Source organism: Georgenia sp. SYP-B2076, from assembly GCF_003991205.1.
Taxonomy (GTDB): Bacteria; Actinomycetota; Actinomycetes; order Actinomycetales; family Actinomycetaceae; genus Georgenia.
In genome coordinates, this window is sequence record NZ_RXOZ01000006.1 from 41,619 (window position 1) to 61,732 (window position 20,114).

General features: G+C 71.4%; 15 protein-coding genes and 1 pseudogene. 6 read left to right on the forward strand and 10 right to left on the reverse strand.

The features are described from left to right. Positions 1 to 163: 163 nt before the first annotated feature. Positions 164 to 1,123, reverse strand: a complete 960-nt coding sequence (locus tag EJK16_RS03360) for an EcsC family protein (protein ID WP_205739580.1) — start codon at positions 1,121 to 1,123, stop codon at positions 164 to 166. 220 nt (positions 1,124 to 1,343) lie between these two features. On the opposite strand from EJK16_RS03360, the pseudogene EJK16_RS03365 reads away from it, so the two are divergent. Then, positions 1,344 to 2,539, forward strand: a pseudogene (locus EJK16_RS03365) (IS3 family transposase). 191 nt (positions 2,540 to 2,730) lie between these two features. Here the strand turns inward: EJK16_RS03365 and dnaB are convergent. Continuing rightward, positions 2,731 to 4,086, reverse strand: coding sequence for a replicative DNA helicase (gene dnaB, locus EJK16_RS03370; protein WP_205739581.1), 1,356 nt, complete (start codon positions 4,084 to 4,086; stop codon positions 2,731 to 2,733). 422 nt (positions 4,087 to 4,508) lie between these two features. Here dnaB and EJK16_RS03375 point away from each other — a divergent pair, with 422 nt between their 5' ends. Continuing rightward, positions 4,509 to 5,819 carry an MATE family efflux transporter gene (locus tag EJK16_RS03375; protein ID WP_240645750.1) on the forward strand — a complete coding sequence of 437 codons (1,311 nt, stop codon included), beginning with the start codon at positions 4,509 to 4,511 and terminating at the stop codon, positions 5,817 to 5,819. Positions 5,820 to 6,049: 230 nt separating this feature from the next. Further along, positions 6,050 to 6,538 (forward strand): VOC family protein, encoded by a 489-nt coding sequence (locus EJK16_RS03380; protein WP_127126350.1) that lies wholly within the window; start codon positions 6,050 to 6,052, stop codon positions 6,536 to 6,538. Positions 6,539 to 6,649: 111 nt separating this feature from the next. On the opposite strand, the gene rplI is transcribed toward EJK16_RS03380, so the two are convergent. From rplI to EJK16_RS03405, 5 genes are all read right to left on the reverse strand, one after another. After that, a complete protein-coding gene (gene rplI, locus EJK16_RS03385; protein WP_127126352.1) occupies positions 6,650 to 7,102 on the reverse strand; it encodes a 50S ribosomal protein L9 in 453 nt (150 codons plus the stop codon). Between the two features lie 15 nt (positions 7,103 to 7,117). Further along, positions 7,118 to 7,354 carry a 30S ribosomal protein S18 gene (gene rpsR, locus EJK16_RS03390; RefSeq protein ID WP_127126354.1) on the reverse strand — a complete coding sequence of 79 codons (237 nt, stop codon included), beginning with the start codon at positions 7,352 to 7,354 and terminating at the stop codon, positions 7,118 to 7,120. A gap of 56 nt (positions 7,355 to 7,410) precedes the next feature. Beyond that, positions 7,411 to 7,959, reverse strand: a complete 549-nt coding sequence (locus EJK16_RS03395; RefSeq protein ID WP_127126356.1) for a single-stranded DNA-binding protein — start codon at positions 7,957 to 7,959, stop codon at positions 7,411 to 7,413. 45 nt (positions 7,960 to 8,004) lie between these two features. Next, on the reverse strand, positions 8,005 to 8,295 hold the full coding sequence (rpsF, locus tag EJK16_RS03400; RefSeq protein WP_127126358.1) for a 30S ribosomal protein S6: 291 nt from the start codon (positions 8,293 to 8,295) through the stop codon (positions 8,005 to 8,007). A 328-nt stretch (positions 8,296 to 8,623) separates the two neighbouring features. Next, positions 8,624 to 10,981 (reverse strand): transglycosylase domain-containing protein, encoded by a 2,358-nt coding sequence (locus EJK16_RS03405; protein ID WP_127126360.1) that lies wholly within the window; start codon positions 10,979 to 10,981, stop codon positions 8,624 to 8,626. A gap of 402 nt (positions 10,982 to 11,383) precedes the next feature. Here EJK16_RS03405 and EJK16_RS20570 point away from each other — a divergent pair, with 402 nt between their 5' ends. Together EJK16_RS20570 and EJK16_RS03415 are read left to right on the forward strand one after the other, a co-directional pair. Further along, positions 11,384 to 12,253, forward strand: a complete 870-nt coding sequence (locus EJK16_RS20570) for a PadR family transcriptional regulator (protein ID WP_205739582.1) — start codon at positions 11,384 to 11,386, stop codon at positions 12,251 to 12,253. Continuing rightward, complete coding sequence (locus EJK16_RS03415; protein ID WP_127126362.1) at positions 12,250 to 13,329, forward strand: inositol-3-phosphate synthase; 1,080 nt, start codon at positions 12,250 to 12,252, stop codon at positions 13,327 to 13,329. The genes EJK16_RS20570 and EJK16_RS03415 overlap by 4 nt, the downstream gene beginning before the upstream one ends. A gap of 36 nt (positions 13,330 to 13,365) precedes the next feature. Here the strand turns inward: EJK16_RS03415 and EJK16_RS03420 are convergent, their stop codons facing one another. After that, entirely contained in the window at positions 13,366 to 16,299 is a 2,934-nt protein-coding gene (locus EJK16_RS03420) for a cation-translocating P-type ATPase (RefSeq protein ID WP_127126364.1), read from the reverse strand. 256 nt (positions 16,300 to 16,555) lie between these two features. Between EJK16_RS03420 and EJK16_RS03425 the strand changes: the two genes are divergently transcribed. Then, a complete protein-coding gene (locus tag EJK16_RS03425; protein ID WP_127126366.1) occupies positions 16,556 to 17,869 on the forward strand; it encodes an MFS transporter in 1,314 nt (437 codons plus the stop codon). Between the two features lie 67 nt (positions 17,870 to 17,936). Here EJK16_RS03425 and EJK16_RS03430 read toward each other — a convergent pair whose 3' ends face one another. Both EJK16_RS03430 and EJK16_RS03435 read right to left on the reverse strand, forming a co-directional pair. Then, the gene (locus EJK16_RS03430; RefSeq protein WP_127126368.1) at positions 17,937 to 18,473 is read right to left on the reverse strand and encodes a pyrimidine dimer DNA glycosylase/endonuclease V; all 537 of its coding nucleotides are present in this window, start codon (positions 18,471 to 18,473) and stop codon (positions 17,937 to 17,939) included. Positions 18,474 to 18,591: 118 nt separating this feature from the next. Then, positions 18,592 to 20,061: a CCA tRNA nucleotidyltransferase gene (locus tag EJK16_RS03435; protein ID WP_255411464.1), complete on the reverse strand. Its 1,470-nt coding sequence runs from the start codon at positions 20,059 to 20,061 to the stop codon at positions 18,592 to 18,594. Between the last annotated feature and the right edge of the window lie 53 nt (positions 20,062 to 20,114).

Genomic DNA, 20,114 nt, shown 5'->3' on the forward strand with positions numbered 1-20,114 from the left:
CGGACACGAGCACGGCCTGCGCCGTCGGTCACTTCGGTTCGGCCGACCTAGGCGACGAGGCTGGGTCGTTCTGCGCGGGCTCGGCGGTGGCTGAAGCCTCGGCGTGCAGCGGCATTGCGCACGTCGGTCGGCCATGGCGCGAGCGAGACCGTGGCAAGCCGGCTCAGCTCAGGGCGGGTTCGAAGTCCTCACGCAGGGGTTTTGGCAAATCCAGGGCGTACTTCTCGGCCAGGAACCGGGTCTGGCAGTACTTCTGTGCGTCGCTGGTGACCTGGCCGAGCAGATGCGAGTTCGTGCCCGCCCCGACAACCGAACTGACGAACGGCAGAGCCTTGGCGACGTGCTGCACCGGGACATGAGCGCGGGGATACCACTGCTTCATCAGCCTCTCCAAAGCGGCGACGAGCTTCTGATCGTCACGGAGCTTCCGGCTCCACCGCACGCGCCCCCGGATCGCCCGCGCGGCCTCAGCCGTCTCCTTCGTAGCCTTGGCCTTGGCCCCCTGGGCGATGAAGGACCTGGTGATGATCTGCTGGATGAACTCCTGCTCCTCCGGGTCGCGAGCGTCGATCCCGTAGGAATGGGCAACCCTCGTGGCGATGGCGGTGCTCATGATGTGGATGACCACCAGGTCTGCGCTGATCGCGATCGCTGCACCGACCCCGGGTGCGGGAATCAGAGTGAGCAGCCCTAGGGATGCGCCTTCAACGGCGCCGACGGTGCGCCATTTCAGCGCAGTGCGGGTGAGAAGGGCGTCGCAGGCTTTCAGGTCGAGGGTGCGCAGGTCGTTGATCGAGTCGATCTGGTGACCGTGTTTGCGGGCCAGTTTGACGACCCCCTTGGGGTCCATAAGCTCCTGGCTCCACTCAGAGATGAGTTCAAGCAGGTGGGTCACGCCCTTGACGGTCGGCATGATCGCGGTGTCCGCGGCCCATCCGGCCGCGCCCTTGACCGGGGTTGGAGTGACTTCCAGGATCTTCCGGCCGGCCTTGGTCGCTGTGGCGACGACGGTGTTTCCTGCGTCGGTGAGCCAGTCGGGCATCTGAGGCAGTTGGCGCCGATTGGCGCGCTTGATCCAGTGGCTATTGAGTGAGGCCCAGGCTCGGGCTTCGTAGTCGCTCATGGTTGCCATCGCGACCATCTCCTTGTAAGCCGTGACCGTCCGTATGGCTCTCATCATGCCTGTCAGGTCCGGATCTCGGTGCTGCTTCGTCGACCTAGCCGTCTCTGGTGCAGTCCGCACCGGTTCGTTCTGGCGGGTCACCGTCGCCCATAAATGCCAGTGGTCCATGGCCAGCCTCGCGCTTTGGCTATGCGGCCCGGGCGTTGGAAGGATGTTCACCGTGCCCAGGCCCGACCCCAAGGAGTTCCGCGACGACGTGGTTCGCGTCGCGAGGGACCGTGATCCGGGTGTCCATCTGAAGCAGATCGCTGCCGACTTCGGCATCAGCGAGTCCTGTCTGGCGAACTGGATGAAGCCCGCCGACGTCGAGGACGGTGTGCCGCCCGGGACGACGGCGGCCGAGAGCGCCGAGCTACGTGAGGCCAAGAAGCGGATCCGGCTGCCGGGGAGCAGGAGAACGAGGTCCTGCGCCGCGCGGCGGCCTACCTCTCGCAGGCGAACCTGCCGGGAAAATGATGTCCCCTCTCGTCCGCGAGCTGGCCGCCGACGAGATCCCCGTCGCGGTGACGTGCCGGTACTCAAGATCGCTCGCCAGCCGTACTACCGCTGGCTGGCGAGCCCGGTCACCGACGCCCAACTGGTCGCCGCCTATCGCACCACCGCCCTGTTCGACGCGCACCGGACGACCCGGAGTTCGGATACCGGTTCCTGGTCGACGAGGCACGCGCGGCTGGTGAGTAGATGGCCGAGCGGACCGCGTGGCGGATCTGCTCCAACCTGGGCCGATGGGGCGCGTTCGGCAAGCCCAAGCGCGGCAGGAACGCCAGGAAGCCCGGGCCGCCTGTGCACGACGACCTGTGCGCCGTGGTCGACGACACGGGGCGAGTCAGGCACGAGTGCACCGCGGACGCGACGAACCAGCTGTGGCTGGCCGACATCACCGAGCACTGGACGGGCGAAGGCAAGCGCTACGTCTGCGCCATCAAGGACGTCTGCTCCCACCGGATCGTGGGCTACTCGATCGACTCGAGGATGACGTCGCGGATCGCGGTGACCGCGCTCAACAACGCCGTCGCCCGGCGCGGTGACGTAGCCGGCTACGTGCTACGCACCGACCGCGGGGCGCAATTTCGCAGCCGCAGGCTCGTGCACGCGCTGAACCGTCACGGCATGGTCGGACACATGGGCCGCGTCGGTACGGCCGGCGACAACGCTGCCATGGAGAGCTTCTTCTCGCTGCTGCAGAAGAACGTCCTCGACCGCCGTTCCTGGCGCACTCGCGAGGAGCTCCGGATCGCGATCGTGACCTGGATCGAGAGGACCTACCACCGACGCCGTCGACAGGCCGCCCTCGGCCGACTGACCCCCGTCGAGTACGAGACCATCATGACCGCGCCAGCCACTCAGGCCCCGTGACCCGACCTGTCACCAGTTCGTGCAGCAGTCCCGTGGTAGCTGACGACTTAGCGCGTCGGCTACCACACGGACTCGACATTCTGCCTCGGTGGCGAGCACCCACTTGCAGAAACAATCTGCGAGAACAGCAGATCTTGCAGATCTTGCAGTTTCGAGGTCCAGATTGCAGATTCAGGGCATCCTCGGCACGACTACCGCGCCATGTCCACGAATCGTGAGTAGTGCCCCTGGAACGCCACGGTGATGGTGTCCGTCGGGCCGTTACGGTGCTTGGCGACGATGATGTCCGCCTCGCCGGCGCGCGGGGACTCCTTCTCGTAGGCGTCCTCGCGGTGCAGCAGCATGACGACGTCGGCGTCCTGCTCGAGGGAGCCGGACTCACGCAGGTCGCTCATCATGGGCTTCTTGTCCCCACGCTGCTCCGGGCCACGGTTCAGCTGCGCGACGGCGATCACCGGCACCTCGATCTCCTTCGCGAGGAGCTTGAGCGCACGCGAGAACTCGGAGACCTCCTGCTGGCGGGACTCCACGCGCTTGCCGGAGCTCATCAGCTGGAGGTAGTCGACGACCACGAGCTTGAGGTCGTGCTTCTGCTTGAGCCGGCGGCACTTCGCGCGGATCTCCATCAGGGACATGTTCGGGCTGTCATCGATGAACATGGGCGCCTCGGAGACCCGGCTCATGGCGGTGGCCATGCGCGTCCAGTCCTCCTCGCGCATGGTGCCCTTGCGCATGTTCTGCAGCGGCACCGCGGCCTCGGCGGAGAGCAGGCGCATGGTGATCTCGGTGCGGCCCATCTCGAGGGAGAAGATCACCGACGTCTGGTTGTTCTTGATCGACGCCGAGCGGCAGATGTCCAGCGCGATCGTCGACTTACCGATGGCCGGTCGTGCCGCGATGATGATCATCTGGCCGGGGTGCAGGCCGTTGGTCAGAGCGTCGAGGTCGGCGAAGCCCGTGGGCACGCCGATCATGCCCTCGCCGCGGTCGGCGGCGTGCTCGATCTCCTCCATCGTGGGGTTGATGGTGTCCCGCAGCGGCACGAAGTCCTCGCTGGTGCGCCGCTCGGTGACGGCGTAGACCTCCGCCTGGGCCGAGTTCACCAGGTCGTCGACGTCGCCGCCGTCGGTGGAGTAGCCCAGCTGGACGATGCGGGTGCCGGCCTCGACGAGGCGGCGCAGGACGGACTGCTCGCGCACGATCCGGGCATAGAACCCGGCGTTCGCGGCCGTGGGCACCGAGGAGATGAGCGTGTGCAGGTACGGCGCGCCGCCGATGCGGGCGATCTCGCCGCGCTTGGTCAACTCGGCCGAGACCGTCACGGCATCGGCCGGCTCGCCGCGGCCGTACAGGTCGAGGATCGCCTCGTAGATCATCTCGTGGGCGGGCCGGTAGAAGTCGTTGCCGCGCAGCTCCTCGACGACGTCGGCGATCGCGTCCTTCGACAGGAGCATGCCGCCGAGCACGCTCTGCTCCGCGGCGACGTCCTGCGGCGGCGTGCGGTCGTAGGCCTCCCGAGTTCCAACGTGCTCGTCGACGAGAGACACCCGACCTCCTTCTTCCCGCGGCGGCCAGGGGGCCGCTGCGGTTTCAGTTCTATCGCCCACCACCCACACGGGAGGCGGACCGGCGCGCCCAAGACGTGCGCACGCCCGGACGCTACGTCTCCTGCCCGCCGGCTGCGAACCGCCCCTGTGCATCCAGGGCCCCTATCCTGTGGACGGCATGTGGACGTCATCCCCAGAGTTGTGCACAGTCGGTGGATAACTATGTGGAGAAGGCGTCCCGCAACGCCGTCGGGGGCGGGATACCGTCCCCAGGGCGGTGCACAGCCTGTGGACAAAAAGAGGGACGCACATCAGTGGACGACACGCCCGAGGCCCAGACTGGGCCCCTCCCCCGGCCCGGTGACGCGCCTCACGACCGCGGCGGCGACCCGCACCCGCCCGGTGGCGCGGCCCCCAAGGTCCTGGACCGGCAGATCCTCTCGCTGGCCCTTCCCGCCCTCGGGGCGCTCGTCGCGGAGCCGCTCTTCGTCCTCATCGACTCCGTGATGATCGGCCACCTCGGCACCGCCGAGCTGGCCGGCCTCGCCCTCAGCTCGACCCTCCTGACCACCGCGGTCGGCGTCTTCATCTTCCTTGCCTACGCGACCACCGCCGCCACCTCACGCCGCGTCGGCGCCGGGGACCGTGCGGGCGGCGTCTCCGCCGGGATCGACGGCATGTGGCTGGCCCTGGCGCTGGGCCTGGTCACCGCCGTCGTGGCGTTCGTGGCGGCGCCGTGGATCGTCACCGTCATGGGCGCGCCCGCCGACGTGGTCCCCCACGCCGTCGCCTACCTGCGCGCCTCGGCCCCCGGGCTGCCCGGGATGCTGATCGTCCTGGCCGCCACCGGCACCCTGCGGGGCCTGCTGAACACCCGCACACCCTTCGTCGTCGCCGTGGCGGGCGCGCTGTCCAACATCGGCTTCAACGCCGCCCTGATCTACGGCCTGGGCCTCGGCGTCGCCGGCTCAGGGCTCGGCACCGCGCTGGCCCAGACGGGCATGGCCCTCGCGCTCGGCGTCGTGGTGCTGCGCGGCGCGCGGGGCATGGGCGTGAGCCTGCGCCCGCACGCGGGCGGCATCTGGACCGCCGCGCGCGCGGGCACGCCGCTGATGGTCCGCACGCTCACGCTGCGCCTGGCGATCCTCGCGACGGTCGCCGTCGCGACGTCCCTGGGGGCGGTCACGCTCGCCGCCCACCAGGTGGTCAACTCCATGTGGGGCCTGGCGGCGTTCGGGCTGGACGCCCTGGCCATCGCCGCCCAGGCCCTCGTGGGCCGCGGCCTGGGGGCCGGCGACGTGGGACACGTCCGGGCGGTCATGCGCCGCTGCCTGCAGTGGGGCACCGGCGCCGGGGCGCTGCTCGGCGTCCTGTTCGCCGCCGCCGGCTGGTTCGTCGCCCCGCTGTTCACCGGCGACCCCGACGTCCGCCTGGCGGCCGCCGTCGGCCTGGCCGTGGCCGGCGCGTGCCTGCCCGTCGCGGGGTGGGTGTACATGCTCGACGGCGTGCTCATCGGGGCGGGCGACGGGCGCTACCTCGCCTGGGCCGGGGTCGTCACCCTGGTGGTCTACCTGCCGCTGGCCTGGGCCGTCGGTGAGCTCGCGCCGGACGGCCCCGCCGGGCTGGCGTGGCTGTGGGCCGCGTTCGGCGGCGCCTTCATGCTGGCGCGGGCCGTGACCACCGGGGTGCGGGCGCGCGGCACGGCGTGGATGGTGCTCGGCGCACGGCGGTGAGATCCGGGGCGCGCCGCACGTCGAGCCGCCGCGCGCTCACGTCGAGCCGCCGCGCGCTCACGTCGATCCGTACGGCGCCTCACGTGGATCCGCGCGGCGCGTCATGTCGATCGGTGCCCTGCCCGTTCGACGTACGGGCAAGGAGGCGGCCGACCCCGGAGGGGGCGGCCCCTCCCCACGCCACCGGTCCCGCGGGCCCCGTCCCGGGGACGCAACGAGAGGAGACTTCGGTGCAGAAGATCATCCCCAACCTCTGGTTCGACACACAGGCCGAGGAGGCCGCGAACTTCTACATCTCCGTCTTCGGCGACGGCAAGATCACCTCGGTCATGCGGTACGGCCCCGACACCCCCGGCCCGGAGGGCACCGTGATGAGCGTGTCGTTCGAGCTGCGCGGGCAGCAGTTCGTCGGGATCAACGGCGGCCCGCTGTTCCCGTTCACCGAGGCCGTCTCCTTCGAGATCGACTGCGAGTCGCAGGAGGAGATCGACCACTTCTGGGACGCGCTCGTCGAGGGCGGCGAGCCGGGCCCGTGCGGCTGGCTGAAGGACCGCTACGGGCTGTCCTGGCAGATCGTCCCCACCGAGTGGAACACGATGATGACCGACCCGGACCCCGTCAAGGTGCAGCGCGGCATGCAGGCGATGCTGGCCACCCAGGGCAAGTTCGACGTCGCGGCGCTGCGTGCGGCCTTCGAGGGGGTCGACCAGCCCGCCTAGCCCCGCGCCGGCCCTGGTGCCGGCGCGGGGAGCCACGCCGTCACCGGCCCCGGCAGCACGACGGCCCGGCCCCCGTGAGGGGACCGGGCCGTCGGTCGAGCCGAGACTCTGCTACTTACCGGGGACGACCGTGATCTCGATCGTCGCCTGGACGTCCTCGTGCAGACGCAGGTGAACCTTGTGCTCGCCGAGCGTCTTGATCGGGCGCGGGACCTCGATCTTGCGACGGTCGACCTGCGGGCCGCCGGCCGCCTTGACGGCGTCGGCGATGTCCGCGGTGGTCACGGCGCCGAAGAGGCGGCCGTTCTCGCCCGAACGCACCGCGATGTTCACGGTGGTGGCCTGGAGGCGGTCGCGGACGTCGCGGGCCTCCTCGATCGTGGCGATGGCGCGCGACTTGCGTGCGGCCTGGATCTGGTCGACCTGCTTCTGGCCGCCCTTGGTCCAGCGCGTCGCCAGGCCACGCGGGACGAGGTAGTTACGGGCGAACCCGTCCTTGACCTCGACCACGTCGCCGGCAGCGCCGAGCCCGGACACCTCGTGGGTCAGGATGAGCTTGGACATCAGTGCCTCCTAACCTCAGCGAGCCGAGCTCGAGTACGGCAGCAGAGCCATCTCGCGGGCGTTCTTGACGGCCTTCGCGATGAGTCGCTGCTCCTGGACGGACACGCCGGTCACGCGGCGGGCGCGGATCTTGCCACGGTCGGAGATGAACTTCCGAAGCAGCGCGGTGTCCTTGTAGTCGATGTTGTTGATCTTCCCCGCCTTGAGCGGGTTGACCTTCTTCTTGGGCTTGCGAAGAACCGGCTTCGCCATGTTGGTGCTCCTCGATGTTCCGAGCGGCGCCCCGTGGGGCGCACGCCACAAGTTGCTTAGAAGGGGGGCTCGTCGTTGAAGGCGCTCGAGCCGCTCGTGGCCCAGGGGTCGTCCGCCTGGCCGCCGCCGGGCGCGTTGCCGCTGCCCTGCCTGCTGCCGGAGAAGCCGCCCTGCTGGCCACCGCCGAATCCACCCTGGTTACCGCCGGAGCCGCCGCCGAAGCCACCGCCACCGCCGCCGCGCTGCGAGCGCGTGACCTTGGCCGTGGCGTAGCGCATGGACGGACCGACCTCGTCGACCTGCATCTCCACGACCGTGCGCTTCTCGCCCTCGCGGGTCTCGAAGGAACGCTGGACCAGCCGGCCCTGCACGATCACGCGGGTGCCCTTGGTCAGCGACTCCGCGACGTTCTCCGCGGCCTCGCGCCAGACCGAGCAGCGCAGGAACAGGGTTTCCCCGTCCTTGAACTCGTTCGCCTGGCGGTCGAAGGTGCGCGGCGTGGACGCCACGGTGAAGCTGGCCACGGCCGCCCCCGAGGGGGTGAAACGCAGCTCGGGGTCCGCCGTCAGGTTCCCGACGACGGTGATGACGGTCTCTCCGGCCATGCTGTAGCTCCCTGGTAATGGAAGGTGGTGCTCAAAGAGCGACGCTCAGTGAGCGTCCGGACGCATGAGCTTGGTGCGCAGGACGGACTCGTTGAGGCCGAGCTGGCGGTCGAGCTCCTGAGCGAGCTCCGGCGTCGTGGTCATGTCGACGACGGCGTAGATCCCCTCGGAACGCTTGGCGATGTCGTAGGCAAGACGACGCTTGCCCCAGATGTCGACCTTCTCGACGGTGCCGCCACCGGTCTTGACGACCGTGAGCAGCTTGTCGAGCGACGGGGCGACCGTACGCTCGTCGACCTCCGGGTCGAGGATGATCATCAGTTCGTACTGGCGCATGCTGTTACCCACCTCCTCTGGACTAGAGCGGTCACGGTCCTTCCGTGACAGGAGGGTGTGCTGCGTTGTCGGCCCCGGGCACGCACACGGGTGCGCGTAGGGACCAACGAAGAACATTACCGTAGGCGTCCCGCCGCTCGCGCCGCGACCCTCGTCACACCGCTGTGGATGACGGCGTACCTGTGGGCGACGGCGGACCTGTGGGCGATGCCGGGGCGGCGGGGCTGCGGACGGCGGCGAACGGGCCCGTTACGTACGAGGGGGCGACGACGGCACCCATGTGCCGACGTCGCCCCCACGGCGCGTCAGTTGCCCGCCGGGACCCCCGTCAGGAGTTCACGCCCGGCGGCCACTCGCCGCCCCAGGCCGAGCCTGGTTGGCCGCCATCACCGTTCCCGTTCCCGTTCCCGTTGCCGGGCGCCGGGACCGTAGGTGCGTCCGTGGGCAGCTCGGTGGGCATGTCCGTGGGGGGCCCGGTCGGCTTGGGCGTCGGCGTGGGCGTGGGCGTGGGGGTGGGTTCCGGCGTCTGTGTGGGCTCCGGCGTCGGTGTGGGCTCCGGCGTCGGCGTCTCGGTGGGCGCCTGCTGGGTCGGCCGCTCCGTCACGGCGGGGGCCGGCGCGGGCTTGCGGGCCTTCTTCGTCGGCTGGGGGAACTTCTCGACCGGCATGCCGTCGGTGGCGACCTCCATGTAGTCGCGCCACACCTGTGCCGGGAACTGGCCGCCGCCGATGTACTTGGTGCCGCCGAACCCGCTCAGCGACTCCTCGCCGCCGTCCGCGCCCACCTGGTACATCGTGACCACGGTGGCGAGCTGCGGGATGTACCCGGCGAACCCGGCGGACATGTAGCCCGAGGAGGTGCCCGTCTTGCCGGCGATGGGGCGTCCGAGCACGTTGACCGCCTTCGCGGTGCCCGTCTTCACCGGGCCCTGCAGGGCGTAGGTGGTGTCCGCCATCACGTCCTTGTCGAAGGCCTGCTGACCCTCGACCGGGCCGGTGTAGACCGGCGCGTTCTTGGCGTCGCGCACCTCGGCGACGATGTGCGTGTCGTGGCGCACGCCCTGCGCGGCGAAGGTGGCGTACGCCGTCGCCAGGTCGATCGCCCGGGGCGAGGACGGGCCGAGGACGTTGGCCGCGTCCGCGACGAGACCCGGGGTGTTCTCGGGGATCCCGGCGCGCACGGCGGCGTCGATCGTGTTCTTGGGGCCGACGTCCACGTTGAGCTGAGCGTAGGCCGTGTTGATGGACCCCGCGGTGGCCTCGAGGAGGTTCACCCGGCCGTGGTTGCGGCTGTCGTAGTTGTTGACCTCCCAGCCGTTGACGTCCATCGGCGTGTAGCTCGAGTACGTCTTCGTCAAGGGGATGTCCTGCTCCAGCGCCGCCACCAGCGTGAAGGGCTTGAACATCGAGCCGGCCTGGGACACGTCCTGGGTGGCGGCGTTGCGCGGCTGCGACACGAAGTCGGGGCCGCCGTAGAGCGCGACGATCCCGCCGGTGCGGGGGTCGACGGAGACCAGGGAGACGCGGTTGTTGGCGGGCCGGTCGTCGGGCAGGTTGTCGACCGCCTCGACGGCGGCGTCCTGGTCACGCTTGTTGATCGTGGTGACGATCTTGAGGCCCCGGGTGTCGATCTCGTCCTCGGGGATCCCCGCCTTCGTCTCGAGCTCCTTGCGCACCGTCGAGAGCAGGTAGCCGTTGGGGCCGCCGTAGGCGTTCTCGGTGTTCGGGGGGATCGTGGTGGGGTAGACGGCGGAGTCGTGCTCCTCCTGGGTGATCCACCCGTCCTTGAGCATGAGGTTCATGTCCCGGGTCCAGCGCTGCTGCGCCTTGTCGGGGCTGACGGCCGGGTCCCAGGCGCTGGGCGCGGGGATGACGCCGGCGATGAGCGCGGACTCGGAGATGGTCAGCTCGGCGGCCGGCTTGCCGAAGTAGGCCTGGGCGGCCTTCTCGATGCCGTAGGCGCCGCGGCCGAAGTAGATGGTGTTGAGGTAGTTCTCGAGGATCTCGTCCTTGGTCTGGGACTGGTCGATCTTGAGGGCGAGGATCGTCTCCTTGAACTTGCCCAGGTAGCTCGTGGTCGTGCCGGTGTAGTACCGCTCGGCGTACTGCTGGGTGAGGGTGGAGCCACCCTGCGTGGGCAGGCCGCGCACGTTGTTCCACAGCGCCCGGGCCAGGCCCTTGGGGTCGATACCGTTGTTCTGGTAGAAGTTCCGGTCCTCCGACGCGATGACCGCCTGGCTGACGTGGTCGGGCAGCGTGTTCAGCGCCACGACCTCCCGGTCCACCTTGGAGAAGGACCCCATGGGGGTCGTGCCGTCGGCGTAGTACACCGTGGTCGACTGGGCCAGGGCGAAGTCGTCCGGCTCGGGCACGGTGGTGGTCGCGTAGGCGACGACGAACACGCCCAGCACCGCGGCCATGCCCGTGAGGACCGTGCCCAGCACCACGCGCCAGCTCGGCAGCCAGCGGTGGATGGGCCCCTTGCCCGCCCGGGGGTAGTCGAAGAATCCCTTCTTCTGCGGGCGCCGGCCGGTGGGGCGCCGCCCGCCGGGGGCGCCCGAGCTGCTCGAGCGGCGGGTGCCGCCGCTGGGCGCGGAGCGCCGGGTGCTGCCGCCGTTCTGGCCGGCCGGGGTGCGCCGGCCGCTCGCCGGGGCGCCGGTCGATGACCAGGAGGGGGTGCGTGCCACGCAGGCCTGCCTTTCGCCGTGCCGCGCTGGGGTCAGCGCGCGTAGGGACTCGTGCGCCCGGGGCGAACCGGAGGGCGGGGTCTCGCTCACCACCGGGCATCGCGCGGGCAGAACGCCTTTCAGTATGCGGCAGCGGCGCCCGAGGTCACTATTGGGCGCGTCACACCCCGCCGGACGTCACAGCACGCCCACCGGGGCCCGGCGCTCGCCGTCGAGCGCCTCGCGGCCGCCGTTCCTCAGCCGGACGCGCCCCCGCCAGCCGGCCCCGCGGAGGCGGCCCGGCGCGCCCGGGCGACGCCTGTTCGCCTCCGATATATCAGCGCGATATATTCACCCGCTATGGCCGGTCGTTCGGCCGGGCCGGCGGGACACCCCTGCGGGACGACGACGGAGGAGGTCGGCATGAGTGCACGCACGCAGGTGCTCGACCTCGCCATCCTCGGCCGGCTCAGCGGCACCCCGATGCACGGCTACGAGATCCGCAAGCAGCTCAACGCGACGCTCGGCGCCTTCCGCACGCTGTCCTACGGCTCCCTCTACCCCGCGCTGAAGTCGCTCACGGCGCGCGGGTTGATCGTCGCGGCCGACTCCACGGACGTCACGCCCCCGCTGGCCGGGCGCCGGGCGCGCATCGTCTACCGGATCACCGACGCCGGGCGCGCCCACCTCGAAGGCTCGCTCGCCACCGCCGGGCCGGCCGCCTGGGACGACGACGCCACCTTCGACGTCCGCTTCGCCCTGTTCGGGAGCACGGACGCGACCACCCGCCTGCGCATCCTCGAGGGCCGGCGCGCCCGCATGGTCGAACGGATGGAGAACCTGCGCCAGTCCTTCGGCCGGACCTCCCGCCGCATGGACGCCTACACCGCCGAGCTCGCGCGCCACGGCCTCGAGCAGGTGGAGCGGGAGGTCGAGTGGCTCGAGCGGGTCATCGACACCGAGCGCGGGACCCGCGGCGCGCTCGACTACGGCGGCATCGCGGGCGCGACGCCGGACCTGGCCCAGGCGCCTCCGGTCGCGCGGGCGGCCGCTGCGGCCTCCACCACGGTGCCGCCGGCTGTGGCACCCACCACGGCGTCGGCGGCACCCACCACGGCTCCCACAACAGCGGCACCTACCTCGCCGCCGGCGACCTCGGCACCCACCGCGCCGCCCGCGACCGCGGCACGGCCGCCCATCAGCGCGCCCCGGCGCGACAACCTCCCGGCGGGCGCCCCCGGCGTCCCTGTCCCCACAAGGAACGAAGTACCGATGAACAAGGAGCAACCATGAGCGCCATCCGAGTCGCCATCGTCGGCGTCGGCAACTGCGCGTCGTCGTTGGTGCAAGGTGTGCACTTCTACGCCGACGCCGACCCCGCCGCGACCGTCCCCGGGCTGATGCACGTCCAGTTCGGCGACTACCACGTGCGCGACATCGACTTCGTGGCAGCCTTCGACGTCGACGGCAAGAAGGTCGGCACGGACCTGTCCGAGGCCATCAACGCCAGCGAGAACAACACCATCAAGATCTGCGACGTGCCGCCGCTCGGCGTGCCCGTCCAGCGCGGCCACACCCTCGACGGCCTGGGCAAGTACTACCGCGAGACCATCGACGAGTCGTCCGCGGCGCCCGTGGACGTCGTCGCCAGCCTGCGTGAGACCAAGGCCGACGTCCTCGTCTGCTACCTGCCCGTGGGCTCGGAGGAGGCTGCGAAGTTCTACGCCCAGTGCGCCATCGACGCCGGAGTCGCCTTCGTCAACTGCCTCCCGGTCTTCATCGCCGGCACCAAGGAGTGGGCGGACAAGTTCACCGCGGCCGGCGTGCCGATCATCGGTGACGACATCAAGTCCCAGGTGGGCGCGACCATCACGCACCGCGTGCTGGCGAAGCTCTTCGAGGACCGCGGCGTCGTGCTGGACCGGACGTACCAGCTCAACGTCGGCGGCAACATGGACTTCAAGAACATGCTCGAGCGCGACCGGCTCGAGTCGAAGAAGATCTCCAAGACGCAGGCCGTGACCTCGAACCTGCAGCACGACCTCGGCGCCAAGAACGTGCACATCGGCCCGTCGGACTACGTCCAGTGGCTCGACGACCGCAAGTGGGCGTACGTGCGCCTCGAGGGCCGCGCCTTCGGCGAGGTGCCGCTCAACCTCGAGTACAAGCTCGAGGTGTGGGACTCCCCCAACTCCGCAGGCATCGTCATCGACGCCGTGCGTGCGGCCAAGATCGCGCTGGACCGGGGCATCGGCGGACCGCTGCTCTCGCCGTCCAGCTACTTCATGAAGTCCCCGCCGGAGCAGCGCCCCGACGACCTCGCCCGCGAGACGGTCGAGGCGTTCATCGCCGGCGACATGGAGAGCTGAGGGCACCCGCCCCACGGCACCACCCGGGAGGCCCCGTCACGTCGTGGCGGGGCCTCCGGCGTGCCGCAGCCGGTAGACGAGCTTGCGCAGCTCGTCGAACCACAGCACGGACGACGCCGTCGCGACGGCCACGGCCCAGTGGGCGAGGTCCAGGGAGGCGGTGCCGAAGGCGGCCTGAAGGAACGGCACCTCGACGACGGCCACCTGCAGCGCCGCGGCGAGCAGCACCGACGCCCACAGCCACCCGTTCGAGAAGAGGTGGCGGAACGCGCTCGTGGTCTCGGAGCGGGAGTTGAAGGTGTTGAAGAGCTGGGCGAGCACCAGCGTGGTGAAGCCGGCCGTGCGGGCCACCTCCAGGGAGTCCGAGCCCTCGACGAACCCGCCAGGCAGGAAGATGTCCATGGTCGCCAGCGTGGCCAGCCCCATGACCAGCCCGATCGACAGGATGCCGGTCCACATCCGCCGGTCGATGATCCGCTCGCTCATCCGCCGCGGACGCCGCGCCATGACGTCGTCGATCTCCGGGTCCACGCCCATCGCGAGGGCCGGCCCGGAGTCGGTGACCAGGTTGATCCACAGGATCTGGGTGGCCAGCAGCGGCACCACCACGGCCTCGTCCGAGGCGCCGGCCAGCCCGATGACGCCGGCGAAGACCACGCCGAGGAAGACCGTGAAGACCTCCCCCATGTTCGAGGAGAGCAGGTAGCGCAGGAACTTCTTGATGTTGTCGAAGATGACCCTGCCCTGGCGGACGGCCGCGACGATGGTGGCGAAGTTGTCGTCGCCGAGGACCATCTTCGCGGCCTCCTTCGTCACCTCCGTCCCCGTGATGCCCATCGCCACGCCGATGTCGGCGGACTTCAGGGCGGGGGCGTCGTTGACACCGTCGCCGGTCATGGCCACCACGTGGCCGTCGGCCTGGAGGGAGTCGACGATCTGGAGCTTGTTCTGCGGGGCGACGCGCGCGTACACCGACGTCGTGCGGGTCACCTCTCGCAGCTCGCCGGCGGACAGTGCGTCGAGCTCGGCGCCCGTGACCGCCCCGGCGCCCGGCGCGACGATCCCGAGGTCCTCGGCGATGCGCGCGGCCGTGGTGGGGTGGTCGCCGGTGATCATCATGACCCGGATCCCAGCGCGGTGGGCCTCCGTGACGGCGTCGGCCACTTCGGCGCGCGGCGGGTCGATGATGCCGACCACGCCGACGTAGACGAGGTCACGCTCCGCCTCCTCGTCCAGCTCACCCTCGGGGGCGGCGCCGTCGCCCACCCGGCGGTACGCCACGCCGAGGGTGCGGAACGCCTGGGAGGAGAGGTTCTCGACGTCGGCCAGTGCCTGCGCACGGCGCTCCTCGTCGAGCGGCACGACGTCCTCGCCGACCTGGAGGCCGGTGCACCGCTGGAGGAGCACGTCGGGGGCGCCCTTGGTCACGATCGCCCACGCGCCGTCGTCGTCGGGGTCGACCAGCGCCGACATCATCTTGCGCTCGGAGGTGAAGGGCACCTCGCCGCGACGCTCGAAGGTCTTGACCCGCTCCACGGTGCCGTCGAGCTTGTGGGCGGCGACGAGGAACGCGGCCTCGGTCGGGTCGCCCTGGATCTGCCACTCGCCGTCGCGCTCGCGCAGCTGGGCGTCGTTGGCCAGCGACCCGCCGCCGAGCACCAGCCGGGCCTCGTGGACGAGGGCGGGGTCGGTCAGCTCGTGGCCGCCGGCCAGGGCCACTCCCTCGGGCCGGTAGCCGACGCCGGTGAGCTCGACCTCACCGGACGCGGTGACGACACGCTCGACGGTCATCTCGTTCTTCGTCAGCGTCCCGGTCTTGTCGGAGGCGATGACCGAGGCCGAGCCGAGGGTCTCCACGGAGTGGAGCTTCTTCACGACGGCGTTGCGCCGGGCCATCCGCTGCACGCCGATGGCCAGCACCACGGAGAGGATCGCCGGCAGGCCCTCGGGCACGGCGGCGACGGCGAGGGAGACGCCCAGGAGGAGCACGGTGACGAGGTCGCTGAGCGAGGAGACCTCGTTCACGAGTGCCGTGACGGCCATGACCACCACGGCGATGACGATCACGGTGATGCCCAGGAGCTTGCTGACCCCGGCGATCTCCTTCTGCAGCGGCGACGGCTCCTCCGCGGTGGCGTCGAGCATCTCGGCGATGGCGCCCATCTCGGTGCCCATGCCCGTGCCGGTGACCACGGCGCGGCCCACGCCCTGGGCGACGGCGGTGCCCTTGTAGACCATGTCGCGCCGGTCGCCGAGCGGCACGGGTTCCGGCAGTGTCGCGGGGTCCTTGGTGACGGCCTCGCTCTCGCCGGTCAGCGAGGCCTCGGAGATGCGCAGGGCGTTCGCCGTGAACAGGCGCGCGTCGGCGCCCACCTCGTCCCCCTCGCTCAGCACGAGGACGTCGCCGCGGACGAGCTCGGCGGACGGGACGGTGCGCAGCTCGCCGCCGCGCAGCACCGTGGACGAGGCCGCGGTCATCGACTGCAGGGCCGCGACGGCGTTCTCCGCCTTGTTCTCCTGGGCGAACCCGAGCACCCCGTTGAGCAGGACGACGGCGGCGATGACGACCGCGTCGATCGGCAGGCCCTCGGCCCCCTCGACCGCCCAGGCGACCACCGAGATGGCGACGGCGACCAGCAGGAGGTAGATCAGCGGGTCCTGGAACTGGGCGAGCACCTTGCGCCACAGCGGCACCGGCGCCTTCGCGCGCAGCTCGTTGGGCCCGTCGGCGGCCAGGCGGCGGGCGGCCTCGTCCTCGCTCAGGCCGGCGGCGGGCTCGACGCCCAGGTCCTGGGCCACCTCCGCGACGTCGGTCAGGGCCGGGTCGGCGCCCTTGACGCCGCCCTCCGCGGGGCCACCCTCCGCGGTGCCGCCCGGCGCGGGGGCGCCCTCCCCGACGCCGGACCGTGCGGTACCGCGGGACGTCGCGCTCCCGCGCGGCGCGGACCCATCAAAGTTTGATGCCTCCATCTATCCATGATGTCGTGGGCCCCCGGCGAATGCCAGGGCCCTCCCGGGACGTGTGGGGGAGGTCACGGCACCGCCGTGGGCGGGGTCACGGCGCCGCCATGGGCCAGGTCACGGCACCGCCATGGCCGAGGCCACGGCACCTGCCCCGAAGGTGCACGCCGCGCGAGGGCGCCGACCGCGGGTCGGGCGCCGTCGGATAGCCTGCAGCCGTGCTGACTCGTCCCACCGCCTGTGTCACCCCCCGGGCGGGAGACCGATGAGCGTCCTGTCCGACCTGCGCACGCTCGCGGTCCACCGCGACTTCCGCAAGCTGTTTACCGTCCGGCTGGTCTCCCAGTGCGGCGACGGCATGTTCCAGGTGGGCCTGGCGACACTGTTCTTCTTCAACCCGCAGAACATGGCGACCGCGAGCGGCGCCGCCGCCGCCTTCGCGGTGCTGCTGCTGCCCTTCACGGTCGTCGGGCCCTTCGCCGGCCCGCTGCTGGACCGGTGGCAACGCCGCCAGGTGCTGCTCGTGGGCAACGCCGTCCGGGTGGTGCTCGCCCTCGCCCTCGCGGTGCTCATGGGCGCGGTCGGCGTCGGTCTCCCCGTGTACGTCCTGGCGCTGGTGACCCTGGGCGTCAACCGCTTCCTCCTCTCGGCGCTCTCCGCGGGCCTGCCGCGCGTGGTCCCCCGCGAGCAGCTGCTCATGGCCAACACCCTCACCCCGACCCTGGGGGCGGTCTCCGCCGTCGTCGGTGCGGCCTTGGGGCTCCTGATCGGCTGGCTCGTGCCGGCCGGCCGGGTGCACGACGGCGCCGTCCTCGCGACGGCGGCGCTGCTCTTCGCGGCCGCGTCCGCCCTGGCCCTGCGCCTGCGCAGGGACCAGCTCGGCCCGGAGCGCCGGCCGGCGTCGGGCCACCTGTGGCAGGACGTGCGGGCGACGGCGGCCGAGATGGTCGACGGCGCGCGCTACCTCGTCGCGCGGCGCACGCCCGGCATGGGCCTGGCCGTCATGGCGACGCACCGGTTCCTGTACGGGATGAACTTCATCGCGCTGCTGCTCATCTCCCGCAACCTGCTGTCCGACCCGACCGACGCCGGCGCCGGCCTGAAGACGTTCGCGCTGCTGACCGGGGTCTCGTTCGCGGGGAACGGGCTCGCGATCGTCCTGACGCCCATCGCGCACGAGCGGATGCGGCCCTCGGCGTGGATCGTGACGTGCCTGGGCATCGCCGGGCTCAGCCAGGCGCTGCTGGCGACGTCGGCGTCGTTCATGGTGATCGCGGCGGCGGCGATCCTCATGGGCGTGGGCGTCCAGGGCGCGAAGATCGCGGTTGACACCATCGTCCAGCGCGACACCGACGACTCCTACCGGGGCCGCGCCTTCTCCCTCTACGACGTCCTCTACAACGCCGCGTTCGTGGGCGCGGCGGCGCTGGCCGCCGCCGTCCTGCCCGACACGGGCTGGTCGCGGGGCGTCTTCGCGGCGCTCACCGTGGTGTACGTGCTCGTGGCGCTGGCCTACCGGGCGGGCACCGCGCGCGTGCACGACCAGCCGGTCCCGGTGCTCGGCATCGAGCGCACCTGACCCCGCCGGCGCGCGCGTCGAGCGCACCTGACCCCGGCCGATCCGCCCGCCGCGGAGCCCGAGGGAGCTACTCCGGAGGCGCGGCGGGGCGGACCTCCCACTCGGCCACCGGGCCGGGCACGAGCCGGAAGAGCGGGTGCAGCGCCGGCACGGCGACGCCCGCGAGCTGGCGGGCGCGCTCAGGGGAGCGCAGGTGCAGCTTGGCCATGAGGTGCTCCCACTCGTAGGCCGCCTGGCCGGTGGTGACGTCGATCTGGGCGCCGGCCACCTCCGGCGGGCCGGCGTCGGCGTCGAGGGTGCCGCACGCCGGATCGGTGGCCCCCGGCTCCCGGGCCTCGGGCCCGCACCAGCCGCGTGGGCGCGTGAGGATCTTCGTCGCGTCGTACCGATAGCCGCGCGAGGTCGCCTCGTCGACGAGGCCCGCCAGGTAGGCGCCGACGGCACCGAGCGGATCCGGCTGCGCCTGGAAGCGGGCCAGCTGCGGGTGGTGGCGGTAGCCCTTGGTGCGCCCGGCGAGGACGGCCTGCGCGAGCAGGCTCTCGCGCCAGCACGCGGTCAGCCCCTGCCGGTCGAGGTAGGCGGGATGCAGCGACCACATCCTCATGCGGCCATCCCGGAAGGGGTGGCGCGCGATGTACTCCGGAGTCGAAAACTCGGCCATACGCCGAGCGATGTACTCCGGAGCGGGAAGGGCTGGGAGGCGGGGCGGCGCACGCCCGGCCTCAGTCCCGCGCCGCCCACCACGCCAGCAGGGCCTCGCGGGCGGCGTCCTCACCGAGCGGCCCGCGTTCCATGCGCAGGTCGAGCAGGAACCGGTACGCCTGCCCCACCACCGGGCCGGCCGGGATGCCGAGGAGCGTCATGATCGCCGAGCCGTCGAGGTCGGGGCGGATCGCCTTGAGCTCCTCCTGGCCGCGGAGCTCGGCGATGCGCTCCTCGAGGTCGTCGTACGCGGCGGACAGGCGCATGGCCTTGCGCTGGTTGCGGGTGGTGCTGTCCGCGCGGGTGAGCCGGTGCAGCCGCTCGAGCAGGGGCCCGGCGTCGGTGACGTAGCGCCGCACCGCCGAGTCGGTCCACGCTCCGTCGCCGTAGCCGTGGAAGCGGAGGTGGAGCTCGACCAGCCGGGTCACGTCCTTGATGGTCTGCTTGTCGAAGCGCAGCGCCTTGAGCCGCCGGGCGGTGAGCTTGGCCCCGACGAGCTCGTGGTGGTGGAAGCTCACGCCGCCCCCGGGCTCGAAGCGCCGCGTGGCCGGCTTGCCGACGTCGTGCATGACGGCCGCCAGCCGCAGCACCAGGTCCGGCGCCGGCACGGGCCCGTCCGGTCCCGTCTCCAGCGCGATGGCCTGGTCGAGGACGGTGAGCGTGTGCTCGTAGACGTCCTTGTGGCGCTTGTGCTCGTCGACGGTCCGCTGGAGCTCCTCGAGCTCGGGCAGGACGACCGCGGCCACCCCGGTGTAGACCATGACCTCCAGCCCGCGGCGGGGCGCGGGCGAGACCAGTAGCCGCTCGAGCTCGGCGCGCACCCGCTCGGCGGAGACGATCTCCAGCCGGGAGGCCATGTCGCTCATCGCCGCCATGACGTCCTCGGCGACGTCGAAGCCGAGCTGGGCGGTGAACCGCGCGGCCCGCATGATCCGCAGGGGGTCGTCGTCGAAGGACTGGGTCGCCGAGACCGGGGTGCGCAGCACCTCGTCGGCGAGGTCGTCCAGGCCGCCGGTCGGGTCCACGAAGGTCAGGTCCGGGATGCGCACGGCCATGGCGTTGACCGTGAAGTCGCGGCGGGTGAGGTCGCCCTCGAGGGTCTCGCCGTACTCCACGGCCGGCTTGCGCGAGCCCACCTCGTACGCCTCGGTGCGGTAGGTCGTCACCTCGACGACGACGTCACCCTTGCGGGCGCCGATCGTGCCGTACTCCTTGCCGATGTCCCAGCACGCGTCACCCCACGCCGTCAGGATCCGCTCGGTCTCCTCGGGGCGCGCGGAGGTGGCGAAGTCGAGGTCGTGGGCGACGTGCCCGAGGAATGCGTCACGCACCGGACCCCCGACCAGGGCGAGCTCGTGGCCCGCCGCGGCGAAGGCCTCCCCCACCTCCATCACGGCCCGGGGCAGGGCGGACAGGGACTCGAGCGCCCTGCGCTGGAGGCGGACCTTGCGATCGGCGTCGGTGAAGCGGTTCGTGTTGGGGCTGGGCACCGCACAAGCCTGCCACGCCGCACCGTGGCGACCCACACGCCCGGGGTCGTGCA